This window comes from Halorubrum ruber, assembly GCF_018228765.1.
GTDB classification, from domain to species: Archaea; Halobacteriota; Halobacteria; order Halobacteriales; family Haloferacaceae; genus Halorubrum; species Halorubrum ruber.
In genome coordinates, this window is record NZ_CP073695.1 from 2,238,922 (window position 1) to 2,259,024 (window position 20,103).

Consider the following 20,103-nt stretch of genomic DNA (forward strand, 5'->3'; position numbering starts at 1 on the left):
GCGGCGCCGCTCACGTTCCCCCGCTGAACCGCCGTCGGTCCGCCCGTTTCTCCGTTCTCCCGCCCGTCAGGCGACGCCGATCCGCTCGCGGTAGCTCCCGTGTTCCGCCTCGAACACGTCCATGATCTCGCCCATCGTCGCGTACGCCTTCACGGCCGCGACGATCTCCGGCATGGCGTTCTCTCCGGCCTCGACGGCGTCGCGGAGGTCGCCGAGCGCGGCGTCGACCGCCTCGTCGTCGCGCTCGGCCTTCACCGACTCTAACCGGTCGAGCTGTCGCTCGCGGGTCGTCTCGTCGATCTTCAGCAGGTCCGGCCGGGTGTCCTCGTCGATCTCGTAGGCGTTGACGCCGACGACCGTCTCCTCGCCCTCGTCGACGCGCTCCTGGTACTCGTAGGCGGACTCCTGGATCTCCCGGTGGAAGTACCCCTGCTCGATGCCGCGGAGGACGCCGTCGCGCACGGAGCCGTCGCCCATCTCTCTGATCTCCTCGATGTATTCCATCGCCTCTTCCTCCGTCTCGTCTGTGAGGCTCTCGACCGCGAAGGAGCCGCCGAGCGGGTCGACGATGTCGGCCGCGCCCGACTCCTCGGCGATGATCTGCTGGGTCCGGAGCGCGACGCGCACCGCCTGCTCGGAGGGGAGCGCGAGCGCCTCGTCGAAGGAGTTGGTGTGGAGGCTCTGGGTGCCGCCCAGCACGCCCGCTAACGCCTGAACCGTGACGCGCGCGACGTTGTTCAGCGGCTGCTGGGCCGTCAGCGACTGCCCGGCGGTCTGGGTGTGGAATTTCAGCCGCTTCGACGCCTCGGCCTCCGCGTCGTACCAGTCTTCCATGACGTTCGCGTAGACGCGGCGCGCGGCGCGGAACTTCGCGACCTCCTCGAACAGCGAGTTGTGCGAGTTGAAGAAGAAGGAGAGCTGCGGGGCGAACGCGTCGACGTCGAGCCCGCGGTCGAGGCACGCCTCGACGTAGGCGAAGCCGTCGGCGAGCGTGAAGGCCAGCTCCTGGACCGCGGTCGACCCCGCCTCGCGGATGTGGTAGCCCGACACCGAGATGGGCTTGAACTTCGGCGTTTCGTCGACCGCGAACTCGATCGTGTCGGTCACTAACTCGAGTGAGGGCTCCGGCGGAACCACCCACTCCTTCTGCGCGATGAACTCCTTGAGCATGTCGTTTTGCAGGGTCCCGCGCAGCTCCTCGCGCGGAATCCCGCGCCGGTCCGCGAGCGCGACGTACATCGCGTAGATCACCGGCGCGCTCGGGTTGATAGTGAACGAGGTCGACACCTCGGCGAGGTCGATGCCGTCGAACAGCACCTCCATGTCGCGTAAGGTGTCCACCGCGACGCCCTCCTTGCCAACCTCGCCGAGCGACATCTTGTCGTCCGAGTCGATCCCCATCAGCGAGGGCATGTCGAAGGCGGTCGAGAGCCCGGTCTGGCCCTCGTCGATGAGGTAGCGGAACCGCTCGTTGGTCTCCTCGGCGGTACCGAACCCCGCGAACTGCCGCATCGTCCACGTGCGGCCGCGGTACATCGTCGGGTAGACGCCGCGAGTGTAGGGCGCCTCGCCCGGAAAGCCGAGGTCCTCGTCGTAGTCGAGGTCGGCGACGTCGTCGGGCGTGTATATGCGATCCACCTCGCGGTTCGACACGGTCGCGAACCGCTCGTTCCGCTCGCCGTGGCGGTCGAGGGTCGGGTCGAGCGTCTCCGCCTCCCACGACGCCTTCGCCTCGCGGATCGCGGAGAGCTCCTCGTCGTCGTACATACCGCCCGTTACCCGCCGGTCGCGTATAAATATTCATTATATTCTGAAAGGGGCGGGTGACAGTCGCAGCGTCCGCTCGCCTCAGCGCCCGCCGAACAGCCGGTCGCGGAGCGACCGCGCGGAGGGGCGTTCCGCGAGCAACACAGGGGTGTCGAGCCGCTCGACGGCCTCGAGCGCGAGCGACCCGCGGACGATCCGGGAGAGGAGGCCGCGCTCCGTCGCGCCGACGATCACGAGGTCGTACCCCTCGCCGACGCGACCGATCGCCGCCTCGACGTCGCCGGTCTCGACGCGCAGGTCGGCGTCCCCGAGGCCGTGCCCCTCGGCCCACCCGGCGAGGAACTCGCGGCCCGACGCCTCGCCGCCCTCGTCGACGACGTGGAGCAGCGAGACGTTCGCCCCGACGCCCTCTCGGAGCGCGAGCGCGACCTCGGCGGAGAGGTCGGAGGAGGGCCCGCCGGCGGTCGGGACGAGCACCTCGCCGACGTCGAGCCGGTCGCCGTCGAACACGAGGAAGTCGCAGGGGAGGTCGCGGGCGAGCTCGTCGAGCGAGCCCTCGACGCGCCCGCCGGCGAACCGCGCCCCGCCGTAGCCCATCACGACGGCGTCGGCGTCGTTCCGCCGCGCGGCGTCGAACACCTCCTCGATCCCGCGGTGCGAGAGGACCGTCTTCGTCGCGACCGGCGCGTCGAATCCCTCTGCGTCATCGACGGCGGCCGAGAGCAGCTCCGCGGAGGACTCGTCGAGCTTCGCCCTGTTCTCCGCGGCCTTCTCTAACGACGTCTGGTCGGGGACGGTGACGACGTGGACCGCGAGGAGGCGGCCCCCCCTATGCTCGGCCAAGGCGCCGGCGAGCGCGACGAGCGCCGCCTCGGTCCGCGGGTTCGAGAGCGCGACCATGACCGTCGGTCGTCCCCCGCTGCCCGGCGTCGGTCGGTCGTCGGCGCGTGGCATCGGTTGGGGTACAGATCAGCGCCCGGCGGAGCCGGCCCCACGAGGGCGGCGACGGCTCATTCGTCCGAATCCGCGCGGGGGAGCGCGACGACCGGCACCGGCGCGTCGGTCGCGAGCTCGGTCGACAGGTCGCCCGAGAGCAGTTGGACGAGCCGGTTCCCGCCGCGCGGCCGGTAGGCGATCGCGCTCGCGTCCTCCTCCGCCGCGGCGTCGAAGATCGCCTCGACCACGTCGCGTGCGTACGCGGTGTGTTCGCCCGCGTCCGGGAACACCGTCCGGACCGCCGCGTACGACTCGGCCGCGAGCTCCTCCGACTGCTCGACCGGGGTCTTGTCCGGGACGCCCTCGCCCTTCTCGACGACGTGGAGCGCGGTCACGCGCCCGGTCTCGTACGGTTCGAGCGCCCGCGCCGTCGCCAGCGCGTCCTCCTCGTTCGCGACCGGGAGGAGCACGTGAGCGAGCAGGTCCCGACCGCCGGTGTCGTCTGTCTCGTCGGTTCCGTTCATACGAGGTACTACGCCCGCCGCCGTTTAAGAAGGTGCCTCCCGCGACCGGGTCCGTAACACGGGCGCCCGCTCACCGCTCGTCGACGCCGGCGACGAACAGCGCGAGCACGGGGACGATCTCCAGCCGCCCGATCCACATCAGCCCGATCATCAGCAGCTTCGTCGCGTTCGGCAGGAACTCGTAGCTCCCGAAGGGCCCGAGCGGCCCGAGCCCCGGCCCGATGTTCCCGATGGTCGCGAGCGACGCCGCGAACGCCTGCGTCCCGGTGAGGCCCTCCCCGACCCGCGTCGTGTCGAGTTCGATGAACACCGCGGAGAGCGCGAACACGAGGAAGTACAGCAGCGTGAACACGAGGATGCCGCGGATCACGTCCTCGTCGACGACCTCGCCGCCGAGCCGCACCGGCCGGACGACGTCGGGGTTCGCCGTGGTGTACAGCTCGCGGTACAGCACCTTCAACAGGATGAGCCACCGGATGACCTTGATCCCGCCCCCGGTCGAGCCCGCGGAGCCGCCGACGAACATCACGAACAGCAGGAAGAACTTGGTCTGGGTGTCCCACTCCGCGAAGTTCGCGGTCGCGAACCCAGTCGAGTTCAAAAGCGACGCGATCTGGAAGGCACCGTGTCTGAGCGCGCTCTCGGTCACGCCCTCCGTAACCCCGCCGATACCCGTCTCGGGCGCGCCGCCGTAGAACAGCCCGACCGCGAGCACCGCGGCGAACCCGGTCACCAGCCCGAGGTACATGCGGAACTCGGTGTTTCCGAACATCTCTCGCGGGTCGTCGCGCAGCACGTACCAGAACAGCGCGAAGTTCACCCCGGCGATCACCATGAACGGGACGAACACCCACTGGACGACGGGCGAGAACGCCGCGATGCTCTCCGCCTGCGGGGAGAATCCTCCCGTCGGCAGCGTCGAGAAGCCGTGGGCGATCGCGTTGTACAGGTCCATGTTCGGCGCGAGCGGCGTGAGGCCGAGGCCGAACAGGATCGCGATCAGCGCGGCCGTGAACCCCGCGTAGATTAGCCAGAGCGCCCGCGCCGTCTCCGCGATCCGCGGCGTGAGCTTCTGGAGGCCCGGCCCCGGCGCCTCAGATTTCATCAGTTCCGCGCCGTTCACGGCGAGTTGGGGCAGGATCGCGACCATCAGCACGATGATCCCCATCCCGCCGAGCCACTGGGTGAGCTGCCGCCACATCAACACGGCGTGCGAGTGCCGCTCGAAGCTGATCTCCGCGGTCGCGGTCGCCCCCGTCGTGGTGAAGCCGCTCATCGACTCGAACAGCGCGTTCACCGGGTGTCCGAGCGCGGAGGGGGTACCGTAGCCCGCGATGACGTACGGGATCGCGCCGACGACCGCGGCCATGAGCCACGCCAGCGAGACGACCGCCAGCGCGTCTCTGGGGCCGAGGTCCGGTTCGTCGTCGAGCCGTTCCATTCCCGCGCCGACCGCGACCGCGATCGTCATCGAGACCGCGAACGTGAGCGCGTCCTCCCCGTAGATCAGCGCCACGACGAGCGGGACGCTCATCGACGCGGAGAGGAGCTTCACGATAGTCCCGGTGTAGCTGAGCGTCGCTCGTACGTCGACCGTCGTTCGTGTCACGGGTGTCCCTCAGAGGTTCCGATGTGCGTCGTAGCTTTCCGATGCGATAAGAAGCCGTCGGTAGGGGTCCGTGGATTCTTAAAAATCGTAAAAGACGGTGCGGTGGCGCGTGCCAGTGAGCGGCCGACAGGCCGCGAACCGCACGCGCGAGGGAGTCGATGGTCCGGAGCGAAGCGGAGGACCATCGACGAGGCTGGGGAGGCGTGAGGTGCGGTCGCCGTGCGGGGGTGGGACTCAAAGGGGCAGCCGGGAGGACGCCGCAGACGACGTAAGCACCGCAGCGAGCAACGCGAGCGAGGAGCGCAGCGAGTGTGCGGCGTCCTCCCGGCTGGGGCTTTGGAGGTGTTGGCGATCGATGAGCAGTTTATAAACTGTAGTGTCGTACAGCCGAGCGGCTGGGGCTTTGAAAATTGCCACCACAGAGCCGTCAGCAACTCATAAACCGCCAACAGCAGCACGGCTCGATTATTTATAAACGACCACTCCACAACTGTGTGATACCTACTCCCGGCATCGATCGCCTACAAGGCATTCGGTTTGAGAATCCAATTTAAAAATGAAGTTATATCGACGCCGACTCCGTCGCTCGAAACTCGGCCGCCGAGGGATGCTACGACGTCCAGAACGCCTTCGTGAACAGCACGAGGACCGGGATGATCTCTATCCGGCCGATCCACATCAGGACGATCATCACGGCGCGGGTGCTCAGCGGGAACGTCGCGAACGTTCCGTACGGACCCGCGTCGCCGAACGCCGGCCCGATGTTGAGGAACGTGGTCGCCGCGGCGCCGAGCGCCTCGAACTCCGTCACGGTGGCGTTCCCTCGCTCGGCGTCGACGACGATGACGATGGCGAGCAGAAAGAAGATCACGATGCTGAGGAGGAGGTACGCGTAGATGTCGCGGATCGCGCCCTCGTCGATCGGCTTCCCCGAGATCCGGACCGGCCGGACGGACTCCGGGTGGATCGCGGTGTAGAGGTTCCGGCGGAACGACTTCAGCGCGACCAGCCACCGCAGCGACTTGATCGAGCAGGTGGTCGACCCGACCATTCCCCCGACGAACATCCCCATGAACAGCATGTGCTTCGCGGCGGGCGCCCACTGTACGTAATCGGTGCTGGCGTACCCCGTCGTCGTCACGATGGAGGCGACGTTGAACACGGCGTGACGCACCGTTCCCTCGGCGCCGAAGGTCGTGCTGGGGTCGAGGAACAGGCCGAGCGCGACGACCGACGCGAGCGTCCCCATCGCGCCGAGGTAGAAGTGGAACTCCTCGTTTCGCAGCAGGCGCATCGGCTCGCCGTTGATGGCGAAGTAGATGAGCACGAAGCTGGTCGAGCCGATCACCATGAACGGGACGACCGCCCACTGGATGAGCGGGTGGAACGCGCCGACCGAGAGCGGCTCCGGCGAGAACCCGGCGGTCGCGACCGACGTGAACGCGTGGGCGACCGCGTTGTACAGGTCCATCTGCGGGTCGACCGCGAGTCCGAGCAGGAAGTAGACGGCGATCGCGAGCCCCGTGAGCCCGAAGTAGATCCCCCAGATCAGCTGCGCGGTCTGCGAGATCTTCGGCGTGAGCTTGTTGACGTCCTGCGTCTGCGACTCCGACTCCATCAGCTGCGCGCCACCCACCCCGATCTCGGAGAGGACCGCGGTCGCCAAGATCAGGATCCCCAGTCCGCCGAGCCACTGGATCACCTGCCGCCACATCATGACGGACTTCGCGTGGAGCGAGAAGTCGCGCAACACGGTCGCGCCGGTCGTCGTCAGCCCGCTCATCGCCTCGAACATGGCGTTCACCGGGTGCGCGACGGTGCCCACGCCCGCGACGACGAACGGGATCGCGCCGACCGCGGCGACGAGGAACCAGATCAGCGCCACCGCGAGGAACGCCTCCCGGGGCCCGAGGTTGACCGACGGGTCCTGGATCGACCGGAACGCCGCGCCGAGCGCGAGCGAGACGGCGATCGCCGCGACGAAGGGCAGCGGCGATTCCCCGTAGTAGAGCGCGATGAGGAGGGGGAAGGACAGGGGAACGGAGAGCGCGGCGAGGACGTCGCCGGTGAGCCCCACGCTCGCCCGCCACCCGACTCGGATCTTGGTGTTCACGAGTTTCTCAGGCCATCGACGCGATCTCGCCCACCGACTCCGACTCCACGAGGAGGATCACGTGGTCGCCCGCTTGAAGCACGGTGTCCCCGCGGGGGGTGACCAGCCGGTGGTCGCGCGTGATCGCGCCGATGACGAACCGCACCTCGCTCTCGGCGACGACCTCCGAGATGGGTCGCCCGACGAGCCCGCACCCCTCGGTGAGTTCGAGCTCGAGGACCTCCGCCTGGTCGTTCTCCAGCACCGCGATGTTCTCCGCGACGCTCTCGTAGGTGAACCGGGTGATCTCCTCGGCGGTCACGGTGCGGGGGTTGATCGCGATGTCGATGCCGATCTCCTCGAAGACGGTGACGTAGTCCGGGCTGTCGACGACGGCGATCACGCGGTCGACGCCGAGCCGCTTGGCGAGCACGGAGATGAGGAGGTTCTTCTCGTCCGAGCGGAGCGCGGTGACGACGATGTCGGCCTCGTCGACGTGCTCCCGGGAGAGGAACTCGGTGTCGGTGGCGTCGTGTTCCATCACGACGGTGTTCGGGAGGTTCTCCGCGAGCCACCGCGCGCGGTCGGCGTCCCGCTCTATCAGCCGCGGCTTGAAGTCGCGCTCCTCAAGCAGCCGGGCGGTCTGGTAGCCGATCTCGCTGCCGCCGACGACGACGATCTCGTCGGCGCGGTCCGGGGTCGTCTCCGGCGCGACGTCGGTCGCGAACGACTGGACGCTCTCGGGGCTCCCGATCACCACCGCGCGATCGCCGACGGCGATGTCGGTGTCCCCGCGCGGGATAGTCATCTCGCCGTCGCGGAACAGCCCGACGAACGTGAGCGACTCGAAGCGGTCGGCCTCCGAGACGGTCTGTTCGGCGACGGGGCTCCCCGCCGCGATCTCGAACTCCGCCATCTGGACGAGGCCGCCGGCGAACGGGTCGACGTCGACCGCGGCCGGGAGGCCGATGACGCGGACGATGTTCTCCGCGGTCAGGAGGTCGGTACACACCATGAAGTCGACGCCGAAGGCGCCCTCGTTGCCCTGCCAGGTGCGGAGGAAGTCGGTGCTCTTCACGCGGGCGATCGTGAACCCGTCGCCGAGCGTCTTCGCGGTGCCGCAGGCGACGAGGTTCGTCTGGTCGTCGTCGGTACAGGCGATGACCATGTCCGCGCGGTCGACTTCGGCGGCCGACTGGATCTCGGAGGACGTGCCGTCGCCGGCGATGGTGAGCACGTCGAGTTCGTACTTGAGCTGTTCCGCCCGGTCCGGGTCGACGTCGACGACGACGACCTCGTGGTCCGACGCGAGACTCGCGGCGATGCTCGTCCCGACCTCGCCGGCCCCGATGACGACCACGTGCATGGGCACACCCAGTTACCGAGCCCTCAAGTTCGTTACTATCGCCGCACGGACGACGCGGGCCGCGTCGGGGCGGCCGACGACTCGCCGTCGGGTGCGGCCGCTCGATTCAGTCGCCCCCGCCGAACGAGGATGGGTCCGTCCACTCGTTGCGCCCCGAGACGGTCCGCTGCGGGAAGGGGATCGAGATCCCCTCCTCGTCGAAGCGCGCCTTGACGGCCTTCACGTAGTCGGCGCGCGCCTTCACGAAGTCGGCTCGCGAGGGGTCGTCGATCCAGATCCGCGACTGGAGGCCGACGTAGGAGTCGGCCAGCTCCGTGAGCCGGACCGAGGGCGCGGGGTCGGCTAAGATCGCGTCGCTCTTCTCGGCCTCCTCGACGATGATCTCGCTCGCCTTCTCGACGTCGTCCTCGTAGTCGATGCCGAAGACGAACTTCAGGCGGAGCGTCTTCTTCGCGACCGGGTTCTTCACCACGTCGCTCGTCAGGGCGTGGTTCGGCACCGTGAGCAGCTCGTTGTCGAACGTGCGGACCCGGGTGACCCGGAAGGAGATGTCCTCGACGACCCCCGAGTTGTCGTTCCACTCGATCCAGTCGCCGATGCGGAACGGCTTGTCCGTATAAATGAAGACGCCCGCGACGAAGTTCTTGATCACGTCCTGTAGGGCGAAGCCGATCGCGAGCGTCGCCGCGGCCGCGATCGTCGCCAGCGAGCGCAGGAACCCCTGGTAGCCCGCCGCGCCGAACGCGACCGTGACGCCGGCGAACAGCACGAGGAACGCCACGATCTTCTGGAGCGGACGCCGCGCGTGCTCGTCGAGCCCCTGCCTGTCGAACACCCGGCGGAGGAGCGACGTGACGACCGATTTATAAATGACGTACGTCGCGACGACGACCGCGAGGAAGATCGCGGCGTCGACGACGATCCCGGTCACCGGGCCGAGGTACGGTTCCAGCGTCCCCGCGATGGCGAGGGGGCCGAACGTTCCCGCGGGAGCGCCCATCAGTGCAGCACCGCCGTGTTCCCGCGGGTCTCGATCAGGTCGGCGCCGACCGCCTCGGCAAGCTCTTCCGCGAGCTCCTCGGTTGATGTCCCGCCGCGGGCCGCGCGGAGGAACTTCACCTTCACGAGCTTTGCGTCGTCGAGCTGGTCGGACGTTTCGTCGACGACCGCGTCGACGCCCTTCTTGCCGACCCAAACGGTGACGTCGAGGTCGTGGGCCTCCTTCCGCAGTTCCTGGTCGCTCATACGCGGTCGAGTCGGCCGCGCGCATTGAAGCTTGAGGTTCGGCCGCGCCGAAGCGGCTCGGCGCCCAGCCTCACTGCTCCCGCTCGACGTCGCGCTCCCGTCCCGCCCCGCGGTCCTGCCGCGCATCTCGGTTACGCTGGGCCCACTCGGCCGCGTCCTCGGGTGTCTCGGTCTCCAGCAGCCGATCCAGCTTCCGCTCGAACTGCTCGTCCGTGAGGTCGCCGTTCGCGTAGCGGGTCCGCAGCCGCTCCAAGGCGTCCGTCGTGTCCTCGGTCGCCTCGTCGCGCTCCACCGTCTTCCCGCGCTCGACGCGGACCGAGCCCGACTCCGACTCGACGTGAACGGACTCCGCCTCCTCCTCGTCGAACAGCATCGAGACGATCGGGACGATCACGATGTACCCGAACAGCATGAACGGGAGCCACCACCCAGCGTCGAGGAACATCGCCGCCAGCCACGTCCCGGTCACCACCATGGCGGCGATGCCGCTCGCGTTGCGGCGGAACCGCTCGCGGAGGGTCTCGTCGTCGGCCATCGGCGTGACGGTCTCCGTCGCGGTACAAAATCGTGTCGACGAGCGGAGGCGTCGTGCTCGCCGGGGCGTCGCGGACGCCTACTCTTCGATCTCGACCGTGATCTCGTCGCGGTCGACGGCGAGCCGGAACGTCGGCACGGTGCGGTAGACGACCTCGACGACGTTCTTGCGTTCGAGGCTGCGCAGCGCCCGGCGCACCGCGTCGACCTCCGGGTCGACGTCGTACGCCTCGCGGAGGGCGTTGAGCACGCTGACGACCGACTGCGAGCGCTCGTCGGGGCCGGCGAGGACGTCCACGACCTGCGACTCCAGCTCCGGAACGCGGATCGTCTCGGGGACACTGCCCTTCGCGACCGCGTCGGGCTCGATCCCGGGCTCGACGTCGACGAGGTCGTTCGCCTCCGCCGTCGCGCGGATCAGGCTGTCGTCGTCGCGGTAGTAGTACTCCTTCAGGTGGTTCTCCAGGTAGCCGTGGACCTCGCTGCCGCTCTCCATCTCCCAGGCGTCCTGCAGCTCGCCGTTCTTCGTCGGCTGGAGGCGGACCACGTCCGCGAGCCGCCCGCGTTCCTCGTCGGTGAGGCTCATCGCTCCTCGACCGCGCTCGCGGCGCGAACGATCGTCTCCTCGCCGAACTTCGGCCCGACGAGCTGGAGCCCGACTGGGAGCCCGTCGGCCTCGCCGGCGGGCACCGAGATCGCGGGCAGGTTCGCGAGGTTGACGGGGGTCGTGTTCGCGTCCGCGAGGTACATCCGCAGCGGGTCGTCGAGGCTCTCGCCGAGCTCGAAGGGGAGGACCGGCATCGTCGGCGACGCGATCACGTCGACGTCGTCGAACGCGTCCTCGAAGTCCTGCCGGACCCAGGCGCGGGCGTCCTGCGCCTTCTCGTAGTACTTGTCGTGGTAGCCGGCCGAGAGCGCGTACGTGCCGAGCAGGATCCGGCGCTTGACCTCCGCGCCGAACCCCTCCTCGCGCGTCTCCGCGAACGACTCGTTCCAGTTGCCGTCCGACTCGGCGCGGTTCCCGTACCGCACGCCGTCGAAGCGCGCGAGGTTCGAGGAGGCCTCCGCCATCGCGATCACGTAGTACGCCTGAACGGCGTGTTCGACGGAGGGAAGCGAGATCCCGGTCGTCTCGGCGCCCTGCGCTTCGAGGTCGTCGATCGCGGCCTCGACCGTCTCGACGACGCGCTCGTCGGCGCCCTCGAACAGCTCCGTGGGGACTCCCACAGTGAGGCCATCCACGTCGCCGTCGGCGGCCGCAGCGTAGCTCGCGTCGGGGTCGGCGCCGTCGACCTCGGCGAGCTCGCGCGTCGTCCCGTCGTTCGGGTCGTCGCCGGCGATGACGTCGAGCGCGGCGGCCGCCTCCTCGACGGTGCCCGCGATCGGCCCGATCTGTTCGAGGGAGTTCGCGTACGCGATGAGCCCGTACCGGGAGACGAGTCCGTAGGTCGGCTTGATCCCGACGACCCCGCAGAAGGCGGCCGGGCAGCGCACCGACCCGCCGGTGTCGGAGCCGAGCGCGACGTCGGCCTCGCCCGCCGCGACCGCGGCCGCAGAGCCCCCGGAGGAGCCGCCCGGGACGCGGTCGGTGTCGACCGGGTTCTTGGTGGGGCCGAACGCGGAGGTCTCCGTCGTCGTCCCCATCCCGAACTCGTCCATGTTCGTCTTGCCGACGACCGTCGCACCCGCCTCGGTCAGTCGGTCGACGACGGTGGCGGAGTAGGGCGGGACGTAGTCGGCGAGCATCTCGGATCCGCAGGTCGTCCGGATCCCCGCGGTGGAGATGTTGTCCTTGACTGCCACCGTCCGCCCCGCGAGGGGGCCTTCGGTGTCGGCGTCGCCCTCGATCGTCTCCTCCGTGACGAAGGCGTTGATGTCGGCCGCCATCTACGACACCTTCGGCCCGACGAAGAAGCCGTCCTCCGTCTCCTCGGCGTTCGCGAGCGCCTCCTCCTGCGTGAGCCCCTCCTCGATTTCGTCCGGGCGCATCACGTTGACGAGTTCCTCCTCGCGCTCGGTCTCGGGGACCTCGTCGAGCGCCGCGAAGTACTCCAAGATGTCGCCGAACTGCGCCGCGAACTCGTCGACCTCGTCGTCGGCGAGCCGCACCCGCGCGAGGTCGGCGACGTGTCTGACCTCCTCGGCGTCGACGGCGGTCTCGCCGTCGTCCGACGCTGCGGTGTCGCTCATACCCGAACGTACCACGCGGGCGGCGAGTAAGGGTTTCGGAAGGGGGCCGACGAGGGACCGGTGGCGTCCCGGCGGGGGCGGCGTCGTCCCAGCGGAGGAACGGCGTCGGCCCGGCGACGGCTCACCGCACTTGGTCGACGAACGCGAGCCAGCGCTCGTGGCCCGCCAGCGTGTCGGCGTGGTGTTCGTCGGCGAACCCCGGACGGCGGATCCCCTCTAAGGCGTTCAGCGCGCGGTCGATACCGATCACCTCCTCGGCGAGCGCCTCGGCCGTCTCCCGGTCGATCGGCTCCGTCTCCAACCGGTCGAGCCGCCGCTCCCGCTCCGCGCGGAGGGCGTCGCGCGCGGCCGTCACTTTCCGGTCGAGCGCGGGCGGGACGGCGTCGACCTTCCGCGTCTCGACGATGAACGCGGAGAGGTCGAGCGCGGTCCCGTCGACCTCGATCTCGTCGGGGACGCTCGCGCCGACCGTGGCGCTCTGACTGGTCACGCGGTCGAGGAGGGTCTCACGAACGTCGTCGCCGATCGCCGTTCGCTCCGAGTCGCTCATGGGAGAGCGTGGTCGGCGAAGCCGGAAAAGCCGTCGCCCGGCGGGCCCGAGCCGTCGGACCGGGCGTCGGCGCCTGCTCGGACGCCCTCGTCCGCTCGGGCCGCCGTCACTCGCCGTCGTCCGCTCGGACCGTCACTCGCCCTCGTCCGCCCGCACCGTCGTCACCGGCACGTCCGCGAGCCGGACGACCTTCTCCGCGACGCTGCCGAGCAGGTACCGCTCGACGCCGGTCCGACCGTGGGTTCCCATCACCACGAGGTCGACGTCGTTCTCGTCGGCGTACTCCAAGATCGCCGAGTGCGGCGTGCCCGTTTCGACGGCGGTGACGGTCTCCGGCGGCGCCTCGCCGTCGCGGAGCGCCGCGGCCGCGGCCTCGACGATCTCCTCGCCGCGCTCGACGAGCGCCGACCGCGTCGCCGCCGCGTCGGTGCCCTCGCCGACCATGCCGCTGTCGTCGTCCGGGGCCGGATCGGCCTGGACGCCCGACCCCTCGTCCGTCAGGAAGGCGCCGCTCAGTCCGTAGTTGGCGCCTCGCGCGTCGACGACGTACAGGACGTGGACGGTCGCGTCGAACGCGGCCGCGAGCTCCCGGACGTGGTCGGCGACGGCCGCCGATCCCTCGCTTCCGTCAGTCGGGTAGAGGATTGTCTGGTACATGGTGTGGTCCGTGCGAATTTCGCCGAGCTGACACAAAACGTTGGCGGCGGAGCGAACCCGGCGGGAGCGTCGGGGTCGGGGCCGCGCGGTCGACGCGACGAGCTACAACAGGTCGTTTGCCACGAGCTACAACAGGTCGTTCGCCACGAGGCGGTCGACCGCCTCGCGGAGGCGCTCCTCGCTCGCGGCGTAGGAGATCCGCGCGAAGCCGTCCGCGTTGAACGCGCTGCCGGGGACGCAGGCGACCGACGCCTCCTCGATGGCGCGCTCGCACCACGCCTGGTCGTCGTCGTCGACCGGGATCATCATGTAGAAGGCGCCGTCGCCGACGTCGACATCGACGCCGTGTTCGTCGAACAGGTCGACGAGGAGGTCGCGGCGGGACTCGAACGCGTCGCGCATCTCCTCGACCGACTCCTCGGTGTTTTCGAGGGCCTCGATCCCCGCGCGCTGGACGAAGTTCGTCGCACAGGAGACGGAGTGGGAGTGGAGCTTCCCCGCCTCGCCGACGAACTCCTCGGTCGCGTGGAGGTAGCCGAGCCGCCAGCCGGTCATCGAGTACGCCTTCGAGAAGCCGTTAATCGTGACGGTGCGGTCCGCCATCCCGTCGAGGCTCGCGAGCGAGGTCGGCTCGACGCCGTACGTGATGCGTTCGTAGATCTCATCGGAGATGACGGCGACGTCGTGCTCCACGGCGAGGTCGCGGACGCCCTCTAAGGCGGCCTCGGAGAAGACGGCGCCCGTGGGGTTCGACGGGGAGTTGACGACGAGCAGCGCGGTGTCGTCCGAGATCGTCTCCGCGAGCTCGTCGAGCGCGGGCTCTAACTGGAAGCCGTGCGGCGCGAGGTCGACGCGCGAGAGGTCGGCGCCGGCGAGCTTCGCCATCGCCTCGTAGGAGACCCACGCCGGGTCCAGCAGGACGACTTCGTCGCCGTCGTCGATCAGCGTCTGGAACGTCTCGTACAGCGCCTGCTTGCCGCCGGGGGTGACGATCACCTCGTCGGCGTCGGCGTCGACGCCGTTGCCGCGCAGTTTCTCCGCGATCGCTTCCTTGAGTTCGGGCACGCCGTTCGAGGAGGTGTACCCCGTGTGTCCGGCGTCGAGGGCGTCTTTGCCGGCCTCGACGACGTTCTCCGGGGTGTCGAAGTCGGGCTCGCCGACCGAGAGGTCGACGATGTCCGCGCCCTCCGCCTCCTTCTCCGCCGCGAGGTTCGATATCGCCAGCGTCGCGCTGGGCTCTACGCGTCCGATCCGCTCCGAGAAGTCGTATGCGTCGCTCATGTGTGGTGTGTGTGGTCGGCTCGTGTCTGTCAGTCGAGTTCCTCGGCGAGGTCGATCGCGGCCGCGGCCGCGTCCGCGCCCTTGTCGATCCGCTCGCGCGCCTCCGCGCCGGACATCCCGGGGCCGCTCACGCCGAAGGTGACCGGGGTGTCCCGGTCGAGGCTCACCTGCGTGAGCTTCTCGGCGGTCGCGTTCGCGATGACGCGGTCGTGGTCGGTGTCGCCGGTGACGATGGCGCCGACGACCGCGACGGCGTCGACGTCGTCTCGGCGCGCCAGCCGGTCGGCGGCCAGCGGGCTGTCGTACGCGCCCGGCACGCTCAGTTCGTCGACAACGACGGCGTCGCGGTCGGCGGCCGCCTCACGGGCGGCCTCGGCCATCGGCTCCGTGACGGAGTCGTTGAACCGCGCCACCACCAGTCCCAGCGAGACCATACCGGACCTGACGCGGGAGGCGGCAAAGGTCTACCGTTCGACCGCAGGGTTGCCGGGCGAACGCGTTCGGAGACTGGAGCTGGTTGGGCGGACGATCGCTTATAAATGGACCGCGGTGGCGCGTGCCTGCGAGCGGCCTGACGGCCGCTCGCAGGCACGCGCGAGGGGCGCGGTGAGTGAGGGACGACCGCAGGGAGTCCCGAACGAACCGCGAGGCTGGGGAGGTGTGAGGCTGCGGTGCGGTAGCGGTCGGGGGGGACTCAAAGGGGCAGTCGGCGAGGCGGGCGCAGGCGACGCAAGGACCACAGGGAGCGAGCAGCGCGAGCGACCGAGGACCGCAGCGAGCGTGCGGCCGCCTCGCCGACTGGGGCTTTGGAGGTCTCCGTCGTCGATCCAGTACCGACGGCTCATAAACAGTCGAACAAGTCAACGCTCACGTCTCGTGCCACGCGTGATTAATACGTCTGCGACGCCAACACGCCTCTATGACAGACACCGAGACCGCGACGGTCGGCGGCGGCTGCTTCTGGTGCGTCGAGGCGGCGTTCAAGGAGCTCGACGGCGTCGAGAGCGTCACCTCCGGCTACGCCGGCGGCCACGCCGACGACCCCACCTACCGCGAGGTGTGTTCCGGCAACACCGGCCACGCGGAGGTCGTTCAGGTCGAGTACGACCCCGGCGCCCTCTCCTACGAGGACATCCTGGAGATCTTCTTCACCGTCCACGACCCGACGCAGCTGAACCGGCAGGGCCCGGACGTGGGGAGCCAGTACCGGTCGATCGTACTCTACCACGACGACGAGCAGCGGCAGGTCGTAGAGAACTACGTCGTGGCGCTCGACGAGGAGGGCGGCTACGACGACGATGTCGTCACGGAGATCGAGCCGCTGGAGACGTTCTACCGCGCCGAGGAGAAACACCAGGACTACTTCGAAAAGAACCCGGCCGACGCCTACTGTACGATGCACGCCCAGCCCAAGGTGGAGAAGGTCCGCGAGCGCTTCCGCGAGAAGGTCAAAGCGTAAGAATCGGCGGTGGATACTTCCGAATTCTCAGTCGCTCGCTTATAAATAATCGAATACGGATCGGCGGTGAACACCGCCGAAGCCCCAGTCGTTTGCTTATAAACACCTGACTGCGTCTCGACAGGGAACACCGCCGAAGCCCCAGTCGCGAGGGCGGCGCACGCTCGCTGCGCGCTTCGGTCGTTCGCTTCGCTCACTCCCTCCAGTGCTTACGTCGCCTGCGCCGCCCTCGCGACTGCCCCTTCGAGTCCCGCCCCGCACCGCCCCGCACCTCTCACCTCCCCAGCCTCGTCGATGGTCCTCCGCTTCGCTCCGGACCATCGACTCCCTCGCGCGCGCTCCTCGCGGCCGCCGAAGGCGGCCACTCGGAGGCACGCGCCACCGCGGACCCATATTTAAATCTCTCGCGAAGCCCCCACGACCCGGTCAGCCGTCCAACGAATCCTCTCGCCACAATCTATTCCCTCCCGCCGGTCGAACAATCACCCGATGAAGATCGGCCTCATCTCGGACATCCACGCGAATCTCCCCGCGCTGGAGACGGTGCTCGACGACATGCCCGCAGTCGACCGGATCTACTGCGCCGGCGACGTGGTCGGCTACAACCCCTGGCCCGCCGAGTGCGTCGAGCGCGTGCGCGACGTCGCGGCCGCGACGGTGCGCGGGAACCACGACCGCACCGTCGAGACCCCGGAGCGCTACGGCGCCAACCGGATGGCCGAGGCGGGCCTCGAACACGCGAAGGCGTCCCTCTCGGCCGACCAGCGCGAGTGGATCGGCGGCCTCCCGCGCGCGGAGACGTTCGCCGGCGACCGGTACCTGCTCGTCCACTCGCACCCCGCGGCCGAGCGCGAGGACGCCTACGTCTACCCGGAGGAGTTCCCCAACCTCGACCGCCACATGGGCGAGTACGACGGTATCGTCCTCGGCCACACCCACGTTCAGGGACTCCGGGGGGTGGCCGGCGGATTCGTGCTCAATCCGGGCAGCGTCGGCCAGCCGCGCGACGGCGACCCGCGGGCCGGCTACGCAGTCCTCGACACGACCGCCGACGGGACCGACGCGGTCGAGACCCACCGCGTGGCGTACGACGTCGACCGCGTCGCCGAGGCGGTCCGCGAAGCGGATCTCCCCGAGACGACCGCGGAGCGCCTCTACGAGGGGAAGTAGGTCAGTCGTCGTCGAGGGCGTCGTCCTCGTCGGAGTCGACGCCGCCGCCTCCGACCTCCACGCCCAACTGCTCGTAGAGGAACGCCCACGAGTCCGTCTGCTCGTCGACGATCATCGACGCAGGCTTGCCGACGCCGTGGCCGGTCTCGCCCTTGGTCCGCAGCAGGAACGGCCCGCCCGCGGCCTCGTTCTGGAGTTGCGCGGTCATCTTCCGGGCGTGCGAGGGGTGGACGCGCGTGTCGCTCGCGGCCGTGGTGAAGTAGACTGGCGGGTAGGTCGCCTCGGGGTCGACGTTGTGGTACGGGGAGTACGCGCGGAGGTACTCGAACGCCTCCGGGTCCTCCGGGTGGCCGTACTCGGTCGTCCACGACTCGCCGAGCAGGAACCGGTGGAACCGGAGCATGTCGAGCAGGGGGACCGCGCACTGCGCGGCCGCCCACAGGTCCGGGCGCTGGGTGACGACCGCGCCGACCGAGAGCCCCCCGTTCGACCCGCCGGCGACCGCGAGGTGGTCGGTGTCGGTGAGCCCCGACTCGCAGAGCGCCTCGCCCGCGGCAATGAAGTCGTCGAACGTGTGCTGCTTGTCGGCCAGCATGCCGGCCTCGTGCCACGGCTCGCCGTACTCGTACCCGCCGCGGGCGCACACCGCCGCGAACGCGCCGCCGTCGGCGAGGAACGGCAGCCGGAACCGGCCGAACGAGGGCGTGATGCTGTTGCGGAATCCGCCGTAGCCGTACAGCAGCGTCGGGCGCGGGCCATCGACGTTCACCTCCTCGCGGTAGCAGACGAAGACGGGCACCTCGGCGCCGTCGGTCGAGTCGACGAAGCGCTGCTCGACGACGAGGTCGTCGGGGACCGAAATGTCGACCGAGTCGAGCTCCGTCGATGCGAGTTCCGGCGCGCCGTCCGACTCGTCCCCTCCGACTCCCGATCCGTCGTCGAGGTCGAGTCCGCGGACCGCCGGCGGGCGGTCGAAGCCGGTGACCCGAAGAACGCCTCCGGCGCGTCGCGGGCCCCGGAGACCCACGTGACGGAGCAGTACGACGGCAGCGACACGTCGCGCAGGTGCGTCCCGTCGCGGTCGTGGACCGAGAGCCGGGAGTGGGCGTCCCGCTGGCGGTGGACGATGAGGCGATCCGGGGTCGGCACGACCGACTGGATGATCCCCTCGCCGCCGGGGAGCACCTCGCGGCACTCCTCGAACGAGAGGTCGCCCTCGCGGAAGCGGTCGACGGAGCAGGCGAGCAGCCGCCGCCGCGGCGCGCCGTGGTCCGTCGAAATGAACGCCGTCCCGCCGTGGAACCGGACCGACGTCTCGGCGTCGGTATCGGTCAGGACGGGTCGGAGCTCCCCGTCGACGTGGACGTACCACTCGGTGCCGCCGACCATCTCGGAGAAGGCGACCGCGAGCAGCCCCGAGTCGAGGTCCACCGTCACCCGCGGCCAGACGTGCTGGTCGTCGTGTTCCAACAGAACTTCCTCATCGTCCGGGCCGTCCGCGAGCCGGAACCGGCGGATCTCCTTGTCCATCTGCGCGCCGTCGGCCGCGCCGCCGGTGGCGACGTAGACGAACCCGTCGCCGTCCGCCTCCCACGCGAGGCTCCCGGCGTTGACCCGGCCGCGCTCGGGGAGGACCGCGACCTCCTCGACGCCCGCACCGTAGCCCTCGGCCGTGTCGGAGTCGGACTCCCCCGCCTCGGAGCCCGAGTGCCCCTCGCTCGGGTCGGGCACCGAGAGCACCCGGACGTCGTAGTTCTCGTCGCCGCCCTCGGTGACGCCGACCGCGACGCGCTCGCCGTCGTGCGAGGGGACGTACCACGCCATCGACTTAGGCCGAGCGTCCTCGTCGCGGTTCGCCGCCCACGCGTTCGGGTCGACGAGGACGCGGTCCGCGCCGTCCGGGGCGTCGCGGGCGACGAGGCGAGCGTGGTCGGCGCCCGGCTCGCGGACCGTCGCGAAGTACCGCCCCTCGCGGACGGCGATCGGGCCGTAGTCGGCCACCTCAACGAGGTCCTCGAAGCGGGGTCGGAGCCGGTCCCGCAGGTCGTCGTCGAGCGCCTCGTCGACGTGGGCGTTCTGCGCGTCGACCCACTCGCGGACCGCCTCGTCGTCGCCTTCGAGCCACCGATACGGGTCCTCGACGTCGACTCCGTGGAGCGTCTCCGTGACGACCTCCCGCTTGGTCTCCGGCGGGGACGGGGCCGGAGCGGACTGGCGTGACATACGTTCGCCTGTCGCCGGCGACGCAAAACGGCTGGGGTCGCGGCGGTCGAGGTCGGCGCCGAGATCGGCGCCGCAGTCACCCGGTGTACCGCGAGGCGAGGCTCACGGCCACAACCCCGCGATGAACAGGAGGTTCCGCGCGGCGACCGCCAGCGAGAGGGCGCCGACGCCGGCGCACATCAGGGTCGCGACGAACCGGCGCGTGCCGCCGGCGACCGCGACCGGGAGCCCGATGACGGCCATGCCGACGACCTTCGTGAGGAGCATCCCGCCGAGGAGCCCGAACCGCGAGATGAACAGGCGACCGACGGGCGACCCCTCGACGTACTCGCTCCCTGTGAGGGCGACGTACGTCGTTCCCACGTCGGCCGCGATGCCGACGAGCAGGAGGCCGACGGCGAGGGCGAGACGGGAAGGCACTGACCGGGCGGACGCGACACGCAGACATAAATCTCCGGACACGCGGTCGGTCTCATTTCGGAGCAACCGCGTCTCCGCGA

Annotated in this window: 19 protein-coding genes and 1 pseudogene; 2 read left to right on the forward strand and 18 right to left on the reverse strand. The window is 69.7% G+C overall.

Annotation, left to right across the window (positions count from 1 at the left end):
- Positions 1-66 precede the first annotated feature (66 nt).
- The 16 genes from J7656_RS11095 to ribH form a co-directional block, all read right to left on the reverse strand.
- Positions 67-1,767, reverse strand: coding sequence for an acyl-CoA mutase large subunit family protein (locus J7656_RS11095; RefSeq protein ID WP_211553289.1), 1,701 nt, complete (start codon positions 1,765-1,767; stop codon positions 67-69).
- A gap of 81 nt (positions 1,768-1,848) precedes the next feature.
- Positions 1,849-2,667, reverse strand: coding sequence for a universal stress protein (locus tag J7656_RS11100; RefSeq protein WP_211553291.1), 819 nt, complete (start codon positions 2,665-2,667; stop codon positions 1,849-1,851).
- 110 nt (positions 2,668-2,777) lie between these two features.
- A complete protein-coding gene (locus J7656_RS11105) occupies positions 2,778-3,227 on the reverse strand; it encodes a universal stress protein (RefSeq protein ID WP_121596203.1) in 450 nt (149 codons plus the stop codon).
- A 70-nt stretch (positions 3,228-3,297) separates the two neighbouring features.
- On the reverse strand, positions 3,298-4,836 hold the full coding sequence (locus J7656_RS11110; RefSeq protein ID WP_004598233.1) for a TrkH family potassium uptake protein: 1,539 nt from the start codon (positions 4,834-4,836) through the stop codon (positions 3,298-3,300).
- 610 nt (positions 4,837-5,446) lie between these two features.
- Positions 5,447-6,949: a TrkH family potassium uptake protein gene (locus J7656_RS11115; RefSeq protein ID WP_211553293.1), complete on the reverse strand. Its 1,503-nt coding sequence runs from the start codon at positions 6,947-6,949 to the stop codon at positions 5,447-5,449.
- 7 nt (positions 6,950-6,956) lie between these two features.
- Positions 6,957-8,294: a Trk system potassium transporter TrkA gene (gene trkA, locus J7656_RS11120; RefSeq protein ID WP_211553295.1), complete on the reverse strand. Its 1,338-nt coding sequence runs from the start codon at positions 8,292-8,294 to the stop codon at positions 6,957-6,959.
- Positions 8,295-8,400: 106 nt separating this feature from the next.
- Complete coding sequence (locus tag J7656_RS11125) at positions 8,401-9,294, reverse strand: mechanosensitive ion channel family protein (RefSeq protein ID WP_017342809.1); 894 nt, start codon at positions 9,292-9,294, stop codon at positions 8,401-8,403.
- On the reverse strand, positions 9,294-9,539 hold the full coding sequence (locus tag J7656_RS11130) for a YhbY family RNA-binding protein (RefSeq protein ID WP_017342808.1): 246 nt from the start codon (positions 9,537-9,539) through the stop codon (positions 9,294-9,296). The genes J7656_RS11125 and J7656_RS11130 overlap by 1 nt, the downstream gene beginning before the upstream one ends.
- Before the next feature lie 70 nt (positions 9,540-9,609).
- Positions 9,610-10,074 carry an SHOCT domain-containing protein gene (locus J7656_RS11135; protein ID WP_017342807.1) on the reverse strand — a complete coding sequence of 155 codons (465 nt, stop codon included), beginning with the start codon at positions 10,072-10,074 and terminating at the stop codon, positions 9,610-9,612.
- Positions 10,075-10,152: 78 nt separating this feature from the next.
- Entirely contained in the window at positions 10,153-10,659 is a 507-nt protein-coding gene (locus tag J7656_RS11140) for a DUF5797 family protein (protein ID WP_211553297.1), read from the reverse strand.
- Positions 10,656-11,960 (reverse strand): Asp-tRNA(Asn)/Glu-tRNA(Gln) amidotransferase subunit GatA, encoded by a 1,305-nt coding sequence (gene gatA / locus J7656_RS11145; RefSeq protein ID WP_211553299.1) that lies wholly within the window; start codon positions 11,958-11,960, stop codon positions 10,656-10,658. Before gatA ends, J7656_RS11140 begins: the two co-directional genes overlap by 4 nt.
- Complete coding sequence (gene gatC, locus J7656_RS11150) at positions 11,961-12,263, reverse strand: Asp-tRNA(Asn)/Glu-tRNA(Gln) amidotransferase subunit GatC (RefSeq protein ID WP_017342804.1); 303 nt, start codon at positions 12,261-12,263, stop codon at positions 11,961-11,963.
- Between the two features lie 121 nt (positions 12,264-12,384).
- Positions 12,385-12,813 (reverse strand): DUF5788 family protein, encoded by a 429-nt coding sequence (locus tag J7656_RS11155; RefSeq protein WP_017342803.1) that lies wholly within the window; start codon positions 12,811-12,813, stop codon positions 12,385-12,387.
- Positions 12,814-12,945: 132 nt separating this feature from the next.
- Positions 12,946-13,470, reverse strand: coding sequence for a universal stress protein (locus tag J7656_RS11160; RefSeq protein WP_211553301.1), 525 nt, complete (start codon positions 13,468-13,470; stop codon positions 12,946-12,948).
- Between the two features lie 126 nt (positions 13,471-13,596).
- Positions 13,597-14,751, reverse strand: a complete 1,155-nt coding sequence (locus J7656_RS11165) for a pyridoxal phosphate-dependent aminotransferase (protein ID WP_017342801.1) — start codon at positions 14,749-14,751, stop codon at positions 13,597-13,599.
- A gap of 29 nt (positions 14,752-14,780) precedes the next feature.
- Positions 14,781-15,185: a 6,7-dimethyl-8-ribityllumazine synthase gene (gene ribH / locus J7656_RS11170; RefSeq protein ID WP_017342800.1), complete on the reverse strand. Its 405-nt coding sequence runs from the start codon at positions 15,183-15,185 to the stop codon at positions 14,781-14,783.
- A 485-nt stretch (positions 15,186-15,670) separates the two neighbouring features.
- Between ribH and msrA the strand changes: the two genes are divergently transcribed.
- Positions 15,671-16,210, forward strand: a complete 540-nt coding sequence (gene msrA, locus J7656_RS11175) for a peptide-methionine (S)-S-oxide reductase MsrA (protein ID WP_017342799.1) — start codon at positions 15,671-15,673, stop codon at positions 16,208-16,210.
- Between the two features lie 489 nt (positions 16,211-16,699).
- Positions 16,700-17,380: a metallophosphoesterase family protein gene (locus tag J7656_RS11180; RefSeq protein ID WP_017342798.1), complete on the forward strand. Its 681-nt coding sequence runs from the start codon at positions 16,700-16,702 to the stop codon at positions 17,378-17,380.
- Between the two features lies 1 nt (position 17,381).
- On the opposite strand, the pseudogene J7656_RS11185 reads toward J7656_RS11180, so the two are convergent.
- Both J7656_RS11185 and J7656_RS11190 read right to left on the reverse strand, forming a co-directional pair.
- Positions 17,382-19,603, reverse strand: a pseudogene (locus J7656_RS11185) (prolyl oligopeptidase family serine peptidase).
- A gap of 102 nt (positions 19,604-19,705) precedes the next feature.
- Positions 19,706-20,023, reverse strand: coding sequence for a hypothetical protein (locus tag J7656_RS11190; RefSeq protein WP_017342796.1), 318 nt, complete (start codon positions 20,021-20,023; stop codon positions 19,706-19,708).
- Positions 20,024-20,103 lie beyond the last annotated feature (80 nt).

Coding starts and splice junctions, on each gene's coding strand:
- J7656_RS11095 (WP_211553289.1), bottom strand. CDS start 1,767: ATGTACGACGACGAGGAGCTCTCCGCGATCCGCGAGGCGAAGGCGTCG.
- J7656_RS11100 (WP_211553291.1), bottom strand. CDS start 2,667: ATGGTCGCGCTCTCGAACCCGCGGACCGAGGCGGCGCTCGTCGCGCTC.
- J7656_RS11105 (WP_121596203.1), bottom strand. CDS start 3,227: ATGAACGGAACCGACGAGACAGACGACACCGGCGGTCGGGACCTGCTC.
- trkA (WP_211553295.1), bottom strand. CDS start 8,294: ATGCACGTGGTCGTCATCGGGGCCGGCGAGGTCGGGACGAGCATCGCC.
- J7656_RS11125 (WP_017342809.1), bottom strand. CDS start 9,294: ATGGGCGCTCCCGCGGGAACGTTCGGCCCCCTCGCCATCGCGGGGACG.
- J7656_RS11130 (WP_017342808.1), bottom strand. CDS start 9,539: ATGAGCGACCAGGAACTGCGGAAGGAGGCCCACGACCTCGACGTCACC.
- J7656_RS11135 (WP_017342807.1), bottom strand. CDS start 10,074: ATGGCCGACGACGAGACCCTCCGCGAGCGGTTCCGCCGCAACGCGAGC.
- J7656_RS11140 (WP_211553297.1), bottom strand. CDS start 10,659: ATGAGCCTCACCGACGAGGAACGCGGGCGGCTCGCGGACGTGGTCCGC.
- gatA (WP_211553299.1), bottom strand. CDS start 11,960: ATGGCGGCCGACATCAACGCCTTCGTCACGGAGGAGACGATCGAGGGC.
- gatC (WP_017342804.1), bottom strand. CDS start 12,263: ATGAGCGACACCGCAGCGTCGGACGACGGCGAGACCGCCGTCGACGCC.
- J7656_RS11155 (WP_017342803.1), bottom strand. CDS start 12,813: ATGAGCGACTCGGAGCGAACGGCGATCGGCGACGACGTTCGTGAGACC.
- J7656_RS11160 (WP_211553301.1), bottom strand. CDS start 13,470: ATGTACCAGACAATCCTCTACCCGACTGACGGAAGCGAGGGATCGGCG.
- J7656_RS11165 (WP_017342801.1), bottom strand. CDS start 14,751: ATGAGCGACGCATACGACTTCTCGGAGCGGATCGGACGCGTAGAGCCC.
- ribH (WP_017342800.1), bottom strand. CDS start 15,185: ATGGTCTCGCTGGGACTGGTGGTGGCGCGGTTCAACGACTCCGTCACG.
- msrA (WP_017342799.1), top strand. CDS start 15,671: ATGACAGACACCGAGACCGCGACGGTCGGCGGCGGCTGCTTCTGGTGC.
- J7656_RS11180 (WP_017342798.1), top strand. CDS start 16,700: ATGAAGATCGGCCTCATCTCGGACATCCACGCGAATCTCCCCGCGCTG.